The following is a 13,755-nucleotide window of genomic DNA, read 5'->3' on the forward strand; positions in this document are numbered from 1 at the left end:
CCAATTCGGGTAGGGTTTCGTTAGGAAATTCGGCCTTCTCCGAAATCGTGGCCGTCCTGCCACGGCCCGAGCACCGCGAGTCGGTGGCCGAATCGCCGCGGCGGTGCCGGGAATCGCCGGATGCGAGGCGGACGGTAGGCAGGTATATCCGGCAAGGAATGGCCCCCAGAACAAGAGAGCCCCGGCTTCTGGCCGGGGCTCTTGAGCGGCGTGCGACGGTGCTGGCGCTCAGACGTCCAGCAGCTCTTCGCTGGCAAACTCAGCCTTGTCCGAGATGAAGGCGAAGCGCGCCTCGGCCTTGGTGCCCATCAGGCGCTCCACCGAATCTGCGGTGGTGTCGCGGTCGTCTGGCAGCAGGACCACCTTGAGCAGGGTCCGCTTGGCCGGATCCATGGTGGTCTCCTTGAGCTGGGCCGGCATCATTTCGCCGAGGCCTTTGAAGCGGTTCACCTCGACCTTGGCGTTGGCGTTGAACGCGGTCTTGATCAGCTCGTCCTTGTGCTTGTCGTCGCGTGCGTAGACCGACTTCGTGCCGTGGGTCAGCTTGTAAAGCGGCGGCACCGCGAGGAAGAGATGTCCTTCGTCGATCAGCTTCGGCATCTGCCGGTAGAAGAAGGTGATCAAAAGCGACGCGATGTGCGCGCCGTCGACGTCGGCGTCGGTCATGATGATGATGCGCTGGTAGCGCAGATCCTCTTCGCGATATTGCAGGAGCTGGCCGCAGCCGATCGCCTGCACGAGATCGGAGAGCTGTGCGTTCGCCGTCAGCTTGTCCTTGCCGGCGGAAGCGACGTTGAGGATCTTGCCGCGCAGCGGCAGCACGGCCTGCGTCTTGCGGTCGCGCGCCTGCTTGGCGCTGCCGCCTGCCGAGTCGCCTTCGACGATGAAGAGCTCGGAGCCATCGGTGCCGGCGTCGGTGCAGTCGGCGAGCTTGCCGGGCAGGCGCAGCTTCTTGCCGGCGGTCTTGCGCGCCGTTTCCTTCTCCTGCCGGCGGCGCAGCCGCTCCTCGGCGCGGTCGATCACGAAGTCGAGCAGCCGGTTGGCCATGTTCGGATTGCCCGACAGCCAATGGTCGAACGGATCCTTCATGGCCTGTTCGACGATGCGCTGTGCTTCGGCGGTGGCGAGACGGTCCTTGGTCTGGCCCTGGAATTCGGGCTCGCGCACAAACACGGACAGCATCACGGCCGCGCCCACCATGACGTCTTCCGAGGTGATGGACGAAGCGCGCTTGCCCTGGCCGACGCGCTCGGCGTGATCCTTCAGGCCTCGGAGCAGCGCGCTGCGCAGGCCGGATTCGTGCGTGCCGCCGTCGGGCGTGGGGACGGTGTTGGTGTACGAGGAGAGGAAGCCGTCCGCATCCGCGGTCCAGGCCACCGCCCATTCGCAGGCGCCATGCGCGCCGTTGCGGCCCGACTTGCCGGAGAAGATGTCGGGATGCACCAGCGTGTCGGCGTGGATCGCCGCCGCGAGATAGTCCTTGAGGCCGCCGGGGAAGTGGAACGTGGCTTCCGCCGGCACGTCCTCGACGCCCTTGAGGAGCTCGGGTGCGCAGTTCCAGCGGATCTCGACGCCGCCGAACAGATAGGCCTTCGAACGCGTCATCTTGAACAGGCGCTGCGGCTTGAAGGCCGCCTTAGGCCCGAAGATGTCGGTGTCGGGCTTGAAGCGCACGCGCGTGCCGCGGCGGTTGTTGACCTTCCCGAGATCCTCGAGCTTGCCCTTTGGGTGACCGCGTTCGAAAATCATGCGGTGCAGCTTCTGGCCGCGCGCGACCTCGACCTCGAGCCGCGAGGAGAGGGCGTTCACCACGGAGATGCCGACGCCGTGCAGACCGCCGGAGGTCTCGTAGACCTTGCTGTCGAACTTGCCGCCCGAATGCAGCGTGCACATGATCACTTCGAGCGCCGACTTCTTCGGGAACTTCGGATGCGGATCGATCGGGATGCCGCGGCCATTGTCGGTGACGGTCAGGAACCCATCCGCACTCAGCTCGACTCCGATGAAGGTCGCATGCCCCGCCAGCGCCTCGTCCATCGAATTGTCGATGACCTCGGCGAACAGATGATGCAACGCCTTCTCATCGGTGCCGCCGATATACATGCCAGGCCGGCGACGCACTGGTTCCAGCCCTTCGAGCACCTCGATGTCGGCTGCCGTGTAATCGGCTTCCCCGCCGCTTCCGCGCGGCGCCGCCTTGGCGGCACGAGGTTTCGGCTCGTCGCCGCCGAAAAAGTCGTCTTTTGCTTTAGGCTTCAACTGCTTGGACATATATCTTGATGCGTTTTGAGGGGCCGCATGGGCGGCGAATCGGTTGGGCCGACTATGCCACTTCTGCCTTGGAAAGGTTACCGCGACGGGGTTGGCGGTGTGGGTTGGGAGCCAATCCCGGCGATTTTACGCCGCAGGGCCCACAAGTTCCCGGCAATTTGACGGTTCGCCAAGCGTCATGTCGGGTTTTGTGACTTGATGTCACACAAGTCCTTGGCTTACCAGTCCTTTTCATCGAGCAGCACCTTGAGACGGGGCGGGAAGGCTATTTTTGATGGAGCAATTTGCGCACGCCCTGGCCGATTTCGTGCGCGTTCACCAGGCCTGGGCGGCACCGATCGTGTTTCTGCTCGCCTTCGGGGAATCGCTTGCCTTCATCTCGCTGGTGGTCCCGGCCTGGGGCGCGCTGGTCGCGATCGGTGCGCTGATCGGGGCGAGCGGCATCAGCTTCTACCCGGTCTGGATCGCCGGCGGCCTCGGCGCGGCGCTGGGCGATTGGGTCTCTTACTGGTTCGGCTATCGCTACAAGGAAAAGGTCGCCGAGATGTGGCCGCTCTCGCGCTATCCGGGCCTTCTGCCCAGAGGCGAGGCCTTCGTGCGCAGCTGGGGCATCCCCAGCATCTTCATCGGCCGCTTCTTCGGCCCCTTGCGCGCCTCCGTGCCGCTCGCCGCCGGCATCTTCGAGATGCCCTATTGGAGCTTCCAGGCCGCCAATTTCGTCTCGGCCCTGATCTGGTCCGCCGTGCTCCTGCTGTTCGGCGACGTGCTCGCCAAGCTCATGGAATGGATCTGGCGCGTCATCTGACGCCGGCACCTTGACCGGAACCCGATCTGGCCTTATAGCCGCGCGCCATGATCAACGCCGCGACCATCCTGTTCGCCCGTCGCCGCCGCCGCTCTTTAGCGGTTTGGGCGGTCGATCGCGTTTGAGATCATCGTCTTTGCCGCTGGATCCGATCCGCGGCATTCTCTCTCCTGTCAGCGCGATCTGATCCGGCGGCTCCCTCGAGGAGGCCCAGCAGGAGACCACGATGTACACGCCACCCTTTTTCAAGCAGGACCGCGCCGCAAGCCTGAAATTCGCCGAAGCGCGCGGCTTCGGCACCATGTGTGCCTTCGACGGCAGCAAGCCGATCGCCTCACCGTTGCCCTTCTATCTGACTTACGCCGCCGACGGCACGCCGCAGGCCGCCTTTCATGTCGCTCGTCACAATCCGCTGCTAAAGCTGGCGGGCAGTGATGCGTCCTGGCTGCTCGCGGTCAACGGCCCCGATGCCTATGTATCGCCGGATTGGTACGTCTCGCCGGATCAGGTGCCGACCTGGCTCTACCAGTCGGTGCATCTGAGCGGGCCGGTGCGCCTCCTGACGGATGACGAATTGTCGGTGCAGATCGACACGCTCAGCGACAAGTTCGAGAGCTGGCTGCTGCCGAAGAAGCCGTGGACGTCGGGCAAGATGACGGCGGGCCGCCTGGAGACGATGAAGAAGGCGATCGTGGGTCTGGTGATGAATGTTGAAGAGGTCGAAGGCAGCTTCAAGCTCAACCAGCACAAATCGGACGCCGATTATGCGGCGATCGCCAATGCGCTCAGTGCCGGCGATGCCGACGCCAGGCAGATCTCGGATTTGATGCGGCAGGCAAGGCCGCAGGTTTTTGCAGACGACACGAACATGCTCGAAGGGAGCGCGCCATGAGTCTCGCTGACACTACCAAAGCTCCGACCGCCAGTGCGGCCAACAAGCCCGTCACCGTCTTCGTCGACGGCGGCTCCGGCACGACCGGCCTCGGCATCAACGAGCGGCTGAAGCTTCAGAACGACGTCGTGGTGAAGGCGCTTCCCGACGACAAGCGCAAGGATCCTGCGGCCAAGAAGGCGCTGATGGAGGAGGTGGACCTCGTCATCCTCTGCCTGCCTGATGATGCCGCCAAGGAGACCGTTGCTCTCGTCGACAGCATGGGAGCTCATGCGCCGAAGGTGCTGGACGCCTCCACCGCCTACCGGGTCGCGCCCGACTGGGCCTACGGCTTTCCGGAACTGGCGCCGGACCAGGCCGGCAAGATCAAGGCCGCCAGGAAGGTCTCCAATCCCGGCTGCTATCCGACCGGCGCGATCGCGCTGCTGCGGCCGATCGTCGATGCCGGTCTGCTGCCGCAGGATTATCCGGTCACCGTCAACGCGGTGAGCGGCTATTCAGGCGGCGGCAAGTCGATGATCGCAAGCTTCGAGGACGGCAGCGCGCCGGCCTTCGAGCTCTACGGCCTCGGCTTCGAGCACAAGCATCTGCCCGAGATGCAGCTCTATTCCAACCTGACGCGGCGGCCGATCTTCATTCCCTCGGTCGGCAACTACCGCCAGGGGATGCTGGTCTCGGTGCCGCTCCAGCTCGACACGCTGCCCGGCAAGCCTGGCGGAGCTGACCTGCAAGCCGCGCTCACCAAGCGTTACGCCGGCTCGAAATACGTCAAGGTGATGCCGCTGCAGAACGAGGCGAGCAAGGGCGGCCGGCTCGAGCCGGAGGCGCTCAACGAGACCAACATGCTCGAACTCTATGTCTTCGCCAGCGACAAATATCATCAGGCGGTCTTGGTCGCCCGGCTCGACAATCTCGGCAAGGGCGCATCCGGTGCAGCCGTGCAGAACATGCGGCTGATGCTGGGCCTGCCGGAGGAGTAAGGCTGTCTCGTGCCCCGGACGCAGCGCAGCACTTCTTCAGTGATGCGCTGCAGAGCCGGGGCCCATTGTTGCTGTCTTGATTGCAGCCATCTAGGTCCCGGCTCGCGCTTCGCGCGTCCGGGACACGACATCAAAACACCCTGAAGATCGCCAGCGCCAGCACGGCCTGGGCGAGGAAGCCGACGGTGAAGGCGAGCGTGCGGAACACCGGGATGCCGATCGCATAGACGATCAGATGTGCGACGCGCGACCAGAAATAGACGGCGCAGGCGAGCACGGTCCATTTCGTGGAATAGTCGATCGCGTTCAGGATCAGCACCAGCGGCGCGAAGATCACGAGGTTCTCGACCGCGTTGTCATGCGCGAACATCAGCCGGTTCGCCCAGTCCGCCTGCGGCTTGTCGTTGCGCGACGGGTTGGCCATCGCACCGCTGAGGCCGCGGACCTGACACCGATTGACTATGTAGGGAATCCAGAGGATCCCGGTCAGAATCACCGTCAGTGTCAGCCAGAACAATTCGCGCGTCATGGTCCGGTCCCTCTGTCGTCGCTATGGTGAGCGCCAGTCTATACGAAAGCGCAGGCGATTCCGCTATGCGCGCACCCTGACATAGCTGCCGGGCGCGTCCTCGATCGGCGGGAATGCTTCGCTCCCCGGTATGCGCGCGGGAACCTGCTCGGGATCGAGCTCGCCCAGCCATTGCCGCCAGTCGGGCCACCACGAGCCCTTGTGCTCGACGGCGCCCTTCATCCACTCGGCGACGTTGACGTCCTTGATGTTGTCGTTGGTCCAGTACTGATACTTGTTCGAGGCCGGCGGGTTGACCACGCCTGCGATATGGCCGGAGCCCGACAGCACATATTTCACCGGACCGCCGAAGAATTGCGAGCCGTACAGCACCGATTCCGCCGGCGCGATATGATCCTCGCGGGTGGCGAGATTGTAGACGGGCACCTTGACCTTGGAGAGATCGAGCAGCGTGTTGTCGAGCACCATCGTGCCGGTGGAGAGCCGGTTCTCCAGATAACAATTGCGCAGATAGTAGGAATGGTTCGACGCGGTCATGCGGGTCGCGTCGGAATTCCAGTGCAACAGGTCGAACGCGCTGGGCTGCTGGCCTTTCAGATAGTTGCTGACGACATAGGACCAGATCAGGTCGTTGGAGCGCAGCATGTTGAAGGCCATCGCCATCTTCGAGCCTTCGAGCACGCCGGCCGCCTTCATGTCCTGCTCGAGCGAGGCGATCTGGTCCTCGTCGACGAACACCAGGAGGTCGCCGGCATGGGTGAAGTCGACCTGCGCCGCGAAGAACGTCGCCGACGAGACGCGCTGGCGGCGCTTCTCGGCGAGCCAGGCCAGCGTGGTCGCGAGCATGGTGCCGCCGACGCAATAGCCGGCGGTGTGCACCTTCATCTCGCCGGTGACCTTCTCGATCACGTCCATCGCCCGGAGCGGGCCTTCCTTCATGTAGTCTTCCCAGCTCTTGTTGCCGAGCCGCTTGTCGGGATTGACCCATGAGATCACGAACACGGTGATGCCCTGGTCGACGCACCACTTGATGTAGGATTTGTCCGGCTTGAGATCGAGGATGTAGAACTTGTTGATCCATGGCGGCACGATCAGGAGCGGGGTGCGCAGCACCGTCTCCGTGGTCGGCGAATATTGGATCAGCTGCATCATCTCATTCTGATAGATCACCTTGCCCGGCGTCGTTGCCATGTTGACGCCGACGACGAGGTTGTCCGGATCGGACTGGCGGATCTTCAGCATGCCCTTGCCGGCCGCGATATCCTCGGCCAGCATCTTCAAGCCGCGCGCGAGGTTCTCGCCGCTGCTCGCCACCGTCTCGCGCAGCACCTCCGGATTGGTCAGCACGAAGTTGGACGGCGACAATGCGTTGATGACCTGCTGGACGTAGAACTCCGCCTTGCGGCGGGTCGGCGGATCGAGCCCTTCGGCATCGCGCACCAGCTCTTGTGCCCATTTGGTCGTGAGCAGATAGAGCTGCATGACGAAATCGAAGAACTGGTTCGATTTCCATTCCGGATCGGCAAAGCGCTTGTCGCGCGGCGAGGGCGCGATTGCCGGGGGAGCGTCCTGGCCGGCCATGCGGCGCACCGCCGAGCCCCAGAGGTCGAGATAATCCTTGGCGAGCTTGGTCTGCAGATCGGACGAGCGGGACGAATCCGACAACCAATATTCCGCAACCGAGGTGAAGGTCTTGACGACCTCGGCCAGCTCGGCCGGCGGGCGATCCTGCACCTCGCCGCTCTCGCGCGGCTTGAGGTAGGCCGCAAGCGCCTTGCCGCCGCTCTCCATCGCCCGCGCGACATTCATCGCGAAGGCTTCCGGATCGAACTTGGTCTCGGGTTTGGGCGTATCGGTGGTGGCCATACTCATGGGCAGAACAGTAACGGGTCATTCCGTATTCGTCACCGCGAAGCTCGCATGTTTGACGTTAAACACGCTCCAAGATGTGCTGCACTGCGACAAAGTTTCTTGGTTTTGTCACAATCGCGGTGCAACCCTCCGGTCGTGGGCCTTTGATGTTTTCTCGCTCGTTCCATTTGTGGGCAGCAATGGTTTGAGCTTGGGCAGGTTGTCGGGTTAGTGTGCGGCAGCTTGCATTGGGACGAGTAGGGGATTTCCCAAGTGTTGGCGTTGAGGGTCCTACAGAGGTCGCTGCTGATCGGTGGCGCGCTGCTGAGCGTGGCATTTGCGCTGGGCGGCTGTTCGAGTCAGTTCGCGGATATGGCGCCGACGGACGCGCAGGCGCATCCGAGGGAGCCCGGGAGCTATCTGCCGGTGCACGACCTGCCTCCCGATCGCGATCAAGCAATCATCCCGCCGGAACAGCGCGCCAAGATCGAGGCCGAGCTCGCCGCCGCGCGCGATCGCCAGGCCGTTGCCGGCAAGGATGCGAAGTGAGGCGCTGCAAGGGAATCGGTGGCGCCACCGCCTTGCCGTGCTAAAAGACCCCGGTTCAGCCGACGGTCAGGACGAAGGACTTCAGTCCTCGTCGTCGATGATTGCTCTAAGTATTTGATTTTGAGTAATTTTCGCGACGAGGCCGAACCCCTTTCCGATCGCCGTCCTGTCCTGTCGATTCTGTCCTGACCGGTTGCCCGGAGCCCAGAGAGCCATGGAAGAATTTTACCGCATCCGCCGCCTTCCGCCTTACGTGTTCGAGCAGGTCAACCGGGCCAAGGCTGCCGCGCGGAATGCCGGCGCCGACATCATCGACCTCGGCATGGGCAACCCGGATCTGCCGGCCCCGGCGCATGTGCTGGAGAAGCTGAAGGAGACGCTGGGCAAGCCGCGCACCGACCGCTACTCGGCCTCCCGCGGCATCCCCGGACTGCGCCGCGCCCAGGCCGGCTACTACGCCCGCCGCTTCGGCGTGAAGCTCAACCCTGACACCCAGATCGTGGCGACGCTCGGCTCGAAGGAGGGCTTTGCCAACGTGGCGCAGGCGATCACCGCGCCCGGTGACGTCATCCTCTGTCCGAACCCGAGCTATCCGATTCACGCCTTCGGCTTCTTGATGGCGGGCGGCGTGATCCGCTCGGTGCCCTCCGAGCCGACGCCGCAATTCTTCGAGGCGGCCGAACGGGCGATCGTCCATTCGATCCCGAAGCCGCTCGCGCTCGTGGTCTGCTATCCGTCGAACCCGACCGCCTATGTCGCGAGCCTCGATTTCTACAAGGACCTCGTCGCATTCGCGAAGAAGCACGAGATCCTGATCCTGTCCGATCTCGCCTATGCCGAGGTCTACTTCGACGAGAGCAACCCGCCGCCCTCGGTGCTCCAGGTGCCGGGCGCGATGGACGTCGCCGTCGAGTTCACCTCGATGTCGAAGACCTATTCGATGGCCGGCTGGCGCATGGGCTTTGCGGTCGGCAATGAGCGCGTGATCGCCGCGCTCGCCCGCGTCAAATCCTATCTCGATTACGGTGCGTTCACACCGGTCCAGGTCGCGGCGACCGCGGCGCTGAACGGCCCGGATGATTGCATCAAGGAGATGCGCGACACCTATCGCAAGCGCCGCGATGCGCTGGTGGAATCGTTCGGCCGTGCCGGCTGGGAGATCCCGCCGCCGGAGGCCTCGATGTTCGCCTGGGTGCCGCTGCCGGAGGCTTTCCGCAGCGTCGGCAGCATGCAGTTCGCTACCCTGATGGTGGAGAAATCCGGCGTCGCTGTCTCGCCCGGCGTCGGCTTCGGCGAGCATGGTGAAGGATATGTCCGCATCGCCATGGTGGAAAACGAGCAACGGATCAGGCAGGCCGCGCGCGGCGTGCGACGCTTCCTTGAAAGCGGCATCGAAACGTTGCACAACGTCGTTCCGCTCGCCAATCGGCGTTGAGTTCTCTTCGGCAGGTTTTCTAAGACATCATGGTTGCACCCCTGAAAGTGGGCATAGCGGGGCTCGGCACCGTGGGCGCCGAAGTGGTCCGTTTGATCGAAACGCAGGCGCGCGTGCTCGCGGGCCGCAGCGGCCGCGGCATCCGCGTCGTCGCCGTCACCGCGCGCTCGAAGGCGAAGAAGCGCGGCGTCGATCTGCGTGGCGTCGAATGGGCCAGGGATCCGATGGCGCTGGCCACCCATCCCGGCATCGATTGCTTCGTCGAGCTGATGGGCGGCGCCGGCGATCCCGCGCTGTCGGCGGTGGAGGCCGCACTCAACGCCGGCAAGTCGGTCGTCACCGCCAACAAGGCGCTGCTGGCCAAGCACGGCCTCAAACTGGCCAAATCAGCCGAAAAGCACGGCGGTGCGCTGAATTTCGAGGCAGCCGTCGGCGCCGCGATCCCCGTCATCAAGACGTTGCGCGAGGGGCTTTCCGGAACCGGCATCAACCGCGTCTACGGCATCCTCAACGGCACCTGCAATTACATCCTGACCCGGATGGAGCAGGAGGGGCTGTCCTTCGCCGAATGCCTCAAGGACGCGCAGCGGCTCGGTTATGCCGAGGCCAACCCGTCATTCGACGTGGATGGTCACGATACCGCGCAAAAACTCGCGATTCTCGCCAGCCTCGCTTTCGGCACGAAAGTTGCTCAAAGCGCGGTGTATGTCGAAGGCATCTCATCCATCGCGCCGGAAGATCTGCGCGCGGCGTCCGATCTCGGCTACCGCGTCAAGCTGCTCGGCGTTGCGGTGCGCACCGCCAAGGGCATCGAGCAGCGCGTGCATCCGACCATGGTGCCGAAATCCTCCTCGATCGCGCAGGTGATGGGTGTCACCAATGCGGTCACGATCGACGGCGAGGGCATTCCGCCGATCACGCTGGTCGGCCCGGGCGCCGGCGGCGCCGCGACGGCATCCGCAGTGGTCGCCGACATCGCCGACGTCGCGCGCGGGATCCGCGCCAATCCGTTCGGCCGGCCCATTGCGCAATTGCGCGACACCAAGAAGGCGCCGATGGAGCGCCACGAGGGCGGCTATTACATTCGTCTTCTGGCGCGCGATTTCCCCGGCACCGCGGCTGCGATCGCGACGCGGCTTGCCGAGCAGAAGATTTCGATCGAGTCGATCGTGCAGCGACATCCCAATGGCGGCGCTGCGCCGGCGGACGGCAAGGCGGTCCCCGTGCCCGTCATCCTGATCACCTATGCGACGCACGAGGATGCCGTGCGCCGCGCCCTCGCTGCCGTGCAGAAGGACAAGGTGATCAGCGGACGGCCGCAGGTGATCCGGATCGAGAAGAACTGAGGCGGTTCGTTCGAACGAATCGTGGGCGTTGCGAATTGATGTGGGCAGAGAACTTCTGTCCAGAACCGGTTTGAAGGAGTTAGCCGATGTCGACCCATATTTCAGTCCCGCCGCAAGCCTTGCTCGAGCGCATCCTGACGCTGGAGATCGTGCGGGTGACGGAGCGGGCGGCAGTGTCGTCGGCGCGCCTGCGCGGCCACGGCAACGAGAAGGCGGCCGACCAGGCCGCGGTCGACGCCATGCGGCGCGAGCTCAACAAGCTGCCGATCCAGGGCACCGTCGTGATCGGCGAGGGCGAGCGCGACGAGGCGCCGATGCTCTATATCGGGGAGCAGGTCGGCCTCAAGGCCGGTCCCGAGGTCGACATCGCGGTCGATCCGCTCGAGGGCACCACGCTGTGCGCCAAGAACATGCCGGGCTCGATCGCCACCATGGCGATGGCCGACGGCGGTACGCTGCTGCACGCTCCCGACGTCTACATGCAGAAGCTCGCGATCGGTCCCGGCTACGACAAGGGCGTCGTCGAGCTCGATGCGAGCCCGGCCGACAACGTCCGCCGCCTCGCCAAGGCCAAGGGCGTCAAGCCGGAGGGGATTACCGTTCTCGTGCTCGACCGTCCGCGCCACGCCAGCATCATCGAGAGCGTGCGCTCCACCGGCGCCGCCGTGCGTCTGATTACCGACGGCGACGTCGCCGGCGTGATCCACTGCGCCGATCCTGACAATACCGGCGTCGACATGTATCTCGGCACGGGCGGCGCGCCGGAAGGCGTGCTCGCCGCCGTGGCGCTGCGTTGCATCGGCGGCCAGATGCAGTGCCGCCTGATCCTCGATTCCGACGAGAAGCGCGAGCGTGCCGCCAAGATGGGCGTCAACGATCCCAAGATGATCTACGGCATCGAGGACATGGCGCGCGGCGACTGCCTGTTCGCCGCCACCGGCGTCACCACGGGCTCGCTGCTCTCGGGCGTCAAGTTCCGCAAGGACGGCGTGATCGAGACCGAGACGGTGGTGATGCGCTCCGTCACCGGCACCGTGCGCTACATCAAGGCCGAGCATCGCGAGCTGGCCAAGTTCCATTTGGACTGAGCCAGGCACGCCAACTGCCGTCATTCCGGGGCTCGCGAAGCGAGAGCCCGGAATCCATCGGGCGGCAGACTCCGACGCGAAATGGATTCCGGGCTCGATGCTGCGCATCGCCCCGGAATGACAACAAGAACAACAGGGGAAGCGCCCATGTCCGATCTCTCCGCCGTCAGAGCCCTCGTGTTCGACGTGTTCGGCACGGTTGTGGACTGGCGCACCAGCCTGATCACCGACTTTATGTGGTGGAGCAAGCAGCGCGGCATCAGCGCCGACTGGACTGCCTTGGTCGACGGCTGGCGCGGCATGTACATGGCCTCGATGGACGACGTGCGCCAGCATCCCGAGCGCGGCTACGTCATGCTCGATGATCTGCACCGCCGCTCGCTGGAGAAGCTGGTCGCGCAGTTCGCGATCAAGGGCCTCACCGAGGCCGATCTCGACTACCTCACTAGGGGCTGGCACCGCCTCCATCCCTGGCCGGACAGCGTCGCCGGCCTGACGCGGCTGAAATCAAAATTCGTGATCGCGCCGCTCTCCAACGGTAACGTCGCGCTGCTCACCAACATGGCGAAGTTCGCCGGCCTGCCGTGGGACCTCATCATGTCGGCCGAGCTGTTCGAGCATTACAAGCCCGACCCCGAGGCCTATCTCGGCGCAGCAAAGTTGCTTTGCCTCAGGCCGGACGAGGTCATGATGGTCGCCGCCCACAACGGCGATCTCGCGGCCGCGCAGAAGAACGGATTGAAGACCGCGTTCGTGGCACGGCCGACGGAATACGGTCCGTTGCAGAAGGTCGATTTCGAGGCGACCGGCGATTGGGACATCGTCGCCAGGGACTTTGGCGGAATCGCCGACAGGCTGGGGTGTTAGCCGGCGTCCTCGGATGAATATGCGCGGGCGGCCCATCATGCGGGCGGCTCGCGCCGCCCGGATGTGATTTTGCCGGCTTACAGCGTCATCTTCATCGGTTCGGGATAATAGTGGAATCCCTCGCCGGCCTTGGCGACATGACCGTAGCCCGGCCAGGCGAAGTGATAGGACATCACCGGCGTCTTGTTCGCCGCGAGCATCGTGAGCAACTTCACCCGCGATTCCGCGGCCTGCTTGGGGTCGGTGTCGTAGGAGAACTCCATGCGCGGCCGTTCCAGCAGCAGCACGGAATGGTGCGAGAGGTCGCCGAGGAAGGCAAAGGATTTGCCGGCCGAGCTGACCATGAAGATGGTGTGGCCGACGGTGTGGCCGGGCGCCGCGATCGCCTGCACGCCGGGCAGGAATTCCTCGCCGTCCTTGAAGAACTTGATCCGCTCGCGAACCGGCAGCAGGTTCTTGCGGGCGTGAACGACGAAGTCCTTGGCCGGACTGCCGAGCTTGCCTTCGTCGGTCCAGAAGTCGAAATCGCTCTGGGAGATATAGATCTGCGCGTTCGGGAACAGCGGCTTGTCGTTGGCATCCACGATGCCGCCGATGTGATCGATATGGGCATGCGAGCAGACCACCGCATCGATGTCCTCCGGCTTGATGCCGGCTTCCATCATGCTCTTCTGCTGCCGGCCCGTGCTGGCGCCGAACATTTTCGATGAACCCATGCCGGTGTCGAACAGGATGAGCTTGTCGCCGGTGTTCACGATCGGCGAGTTCTGTTCGAGCACGACATTGTCCGGCGACAGGAAATTGTCCGCCAGCATCTTCTTGACCTCTTCCTTGGGAACGCCGGTGAAGGTCCCGGAAGGATCGCCGAGCGGCAGCGGTCCGTCGGACACGACGGTCACCTCGGCATCGCCGAGAACGAAGCGGTGCCAGTACGGCGTCTGGGTGCCGAGCTTGGGAGCTCGCGCCAACGCGCTGCTGCCGAGCATCGCGCTGGCACCGAGGCCGGCTCCAAGGCCGGCTCCAAGGCTGGCTCCAAGTGCGAGTAGGGATCGACGTGAGACATCGATTGTCATGCGTTTCCTCCGCTTTTGTCTCTCGCTTTGCGCGATTGTTCGCGCGTTGCGACCGACCTCAGCGGCCAC

At 64.4% G+C, this 13,755-nt stretch carries 12 protein-coding genes; 8 read left to right on the forward strand and 4 right to left on the reverse strand.

Annotated features, from left to right (window positions below; translation table 11 throughout):
- Window positions 1-228 precede the first annotated feature (228 nt).
- A complete protein-coding gene (parE, locus tag AC066S_RS18980; RefSeq protein ID WP_126261499.1) occupies window positions 229-2,271 on the reverse strand; it encodes a DNA topoisomerase IV subunit B in 2,043 nt (680 codons plus the stop codon).
- A gap of 274 nt (window positions 2,272-2,545) precedes the next feature.
- Here parE and AC066S_RS18985 point away from each other — a divergent pair, with 274 nt between their 5' ends.
- The 3 genes from AC066S_RS18985 (at window position 2,546) to argC (ending at window position 4,948) form a co-directional block, all read left to right on the forward strand.
- Window positions 2,546-3,076 carry a DedA family protein gene (locus tag AC066S_RS18985; RefSeq protein ID WP_126261498.1) on the forward strand — a complete coding sequence of 177 codons (531 nt, stop codon included), beginning with the start codon at window positions 2,546-2,548 and terminating at the stop codon, window positions 3,074-3,076.
- Window positions 3,077-3,302: 226 nt separating this feature from the next.
- Window positions 3,303-3,968, forward strand: coding sequence for an FMN-binding negative transcriptional regulator (locus tag AC066S_RS18990; protein ID WP_135167234.1), 666 nt, complete (start codon window positions 3,303-3,305; stop codon window positions 3,966-3,968).
- The gene (gene argC, locus AC066S_RS18995; protein WP_135171287.1) at window positions 3,965-4,948 is read left to right on the forward strand and encodes an N-acetyl-gamma-glutamyl-phosphate reductase; all 984 of its coding nucleotides are present in this window, start codon (window positions 3,965-3,967) and stop codon (window positions 4,946-4,948) included. Before AC066S_RS18990 ends, argC begins: the two co-directional genes overlap by 4 nt.
- Before the next feature lie 130 nt (window positions 4,949-5,078).
- Here the strand turns inward: argC and AC066S_RS19000 are convergent, their stop codons facing one another.
- Both AC066S_RS19000 and AC066S_RS19005 read right to left on the reverse strand, forming a co-directional pair.
- Window positions 5,079-5,477 carry an MAPEG family protein gene (locus AC066S_RS19000; RefSeq protein WP_126261495.1) on the reverse strand — a complete coding sequence of 133 codons (399 nt, stop codon included), beginning with the start codon at window positions 5,475-5,477 and terminating at the stop codon, window positions 5,079-5,081.
- Window positions 5,478-5,540: 63 nt separating this feature from the next.
- On the reverse strand, window positions 5,541-7,349 hold the full coding sequence (locus tag AC066S_RS19005; protein ID WP_478270317.1) for a PHA/PHB synthase family protein: 1,809 nt from the start codon (window positions 7,347-7,349) through the stop codon (window positions 5,541-5,543).
- Between the two features lie 252 nt (window positions 7,350-7,601).
- Between AC066S_RS19005 and AC066S_RS19010 the strand changes: the two genes are divergently transcribed.
- The 5 genes from AC066S_RS19010 (at window position 7,602) to AC066S_RS19030 (ending at window position 12,613) form a co-directional block, all read left to right on the forward strand.
- Window positions 7,602-7,877 (forward strand): hypothetical protein, encoded by a 276-nt coding sequence (locus tag AC066S_RS19010; protein ID WP_126261494.1) that lies wholly within the window; start codon window positions 7,602-7,604, stop codon window positions 7,875-7,877.
- 214 nt (window positions 7,878-8,091) lie between these two features.
- Window positions 8,092-9,312 (forward strand): LL-diaminopimelate aminotransferase, encoded by a 1,221-nt coding sequence (locus AC066S_RS19015; RefSeq protein ID WP_126261493.1) that lies wholly within the window; start codon window positions 8,092-8,094, stop codon window positions 9,310-9,312.
- A gap of 29 nt (window positions 9,313-9,341) precedes the next feature.
- Window positions 9,342-10,658, forward strand: a complete 1,317-nt coding sequence (locus AC066S_RS19020; protein ID WP_126261492.1) for a homoserine dehydrogenase — start codon at window positions 9,342-9,344, stop codon at window positions 10,656-10,658.
- Between the two features lie 86 nt (window positions 10,659-10,744).
- Window positions 10,745-11,746, forward strand: a complete 1,002-nt coding sequence (gene glpX, locus AC066S_RS19025; RefSeq protein ID WP_126261491.1) for a class II fructose-bisphosphatase — start codon at window positions 10,745-10,747, stop codon at window positions 11,744-11,746.
- A gap of 147 nt (window positions 11,747-11,893) precedes the next feature.
- Window positions 11,894-12,613, forward strand: coding sequence for a haloacid dehalogenase type II (locus AC066S_RS19030; protein ID WP_135171286.1), 720 nt, complete (start codon window positions 11,894-11,896; stop codon window positions 12,611-12,613).
- A 77-nt stretch (window positions 12,614-12,690) separates the two neighbouring features.
- On the opposite strand, the gene AC066S_RS19035 is transcribed toward AC066S_RS19030, so the two are convergent.
- A complete protein-coding gene (locus AC066S_RS19035) occupies window positions 12,691-13,686 on the reverse strand; it encodes an MBL fold metallo-hydrolase (RefSeq protein WP_478270318.1) in 996 nt (331 codons plus the stop codon).
- Window positions 13,687-13,755: the final 69 nt, after the last annotated feature.

Source organism: Bradyrhizobium sp. CFUWI (genome assembly GCF_056429085.1).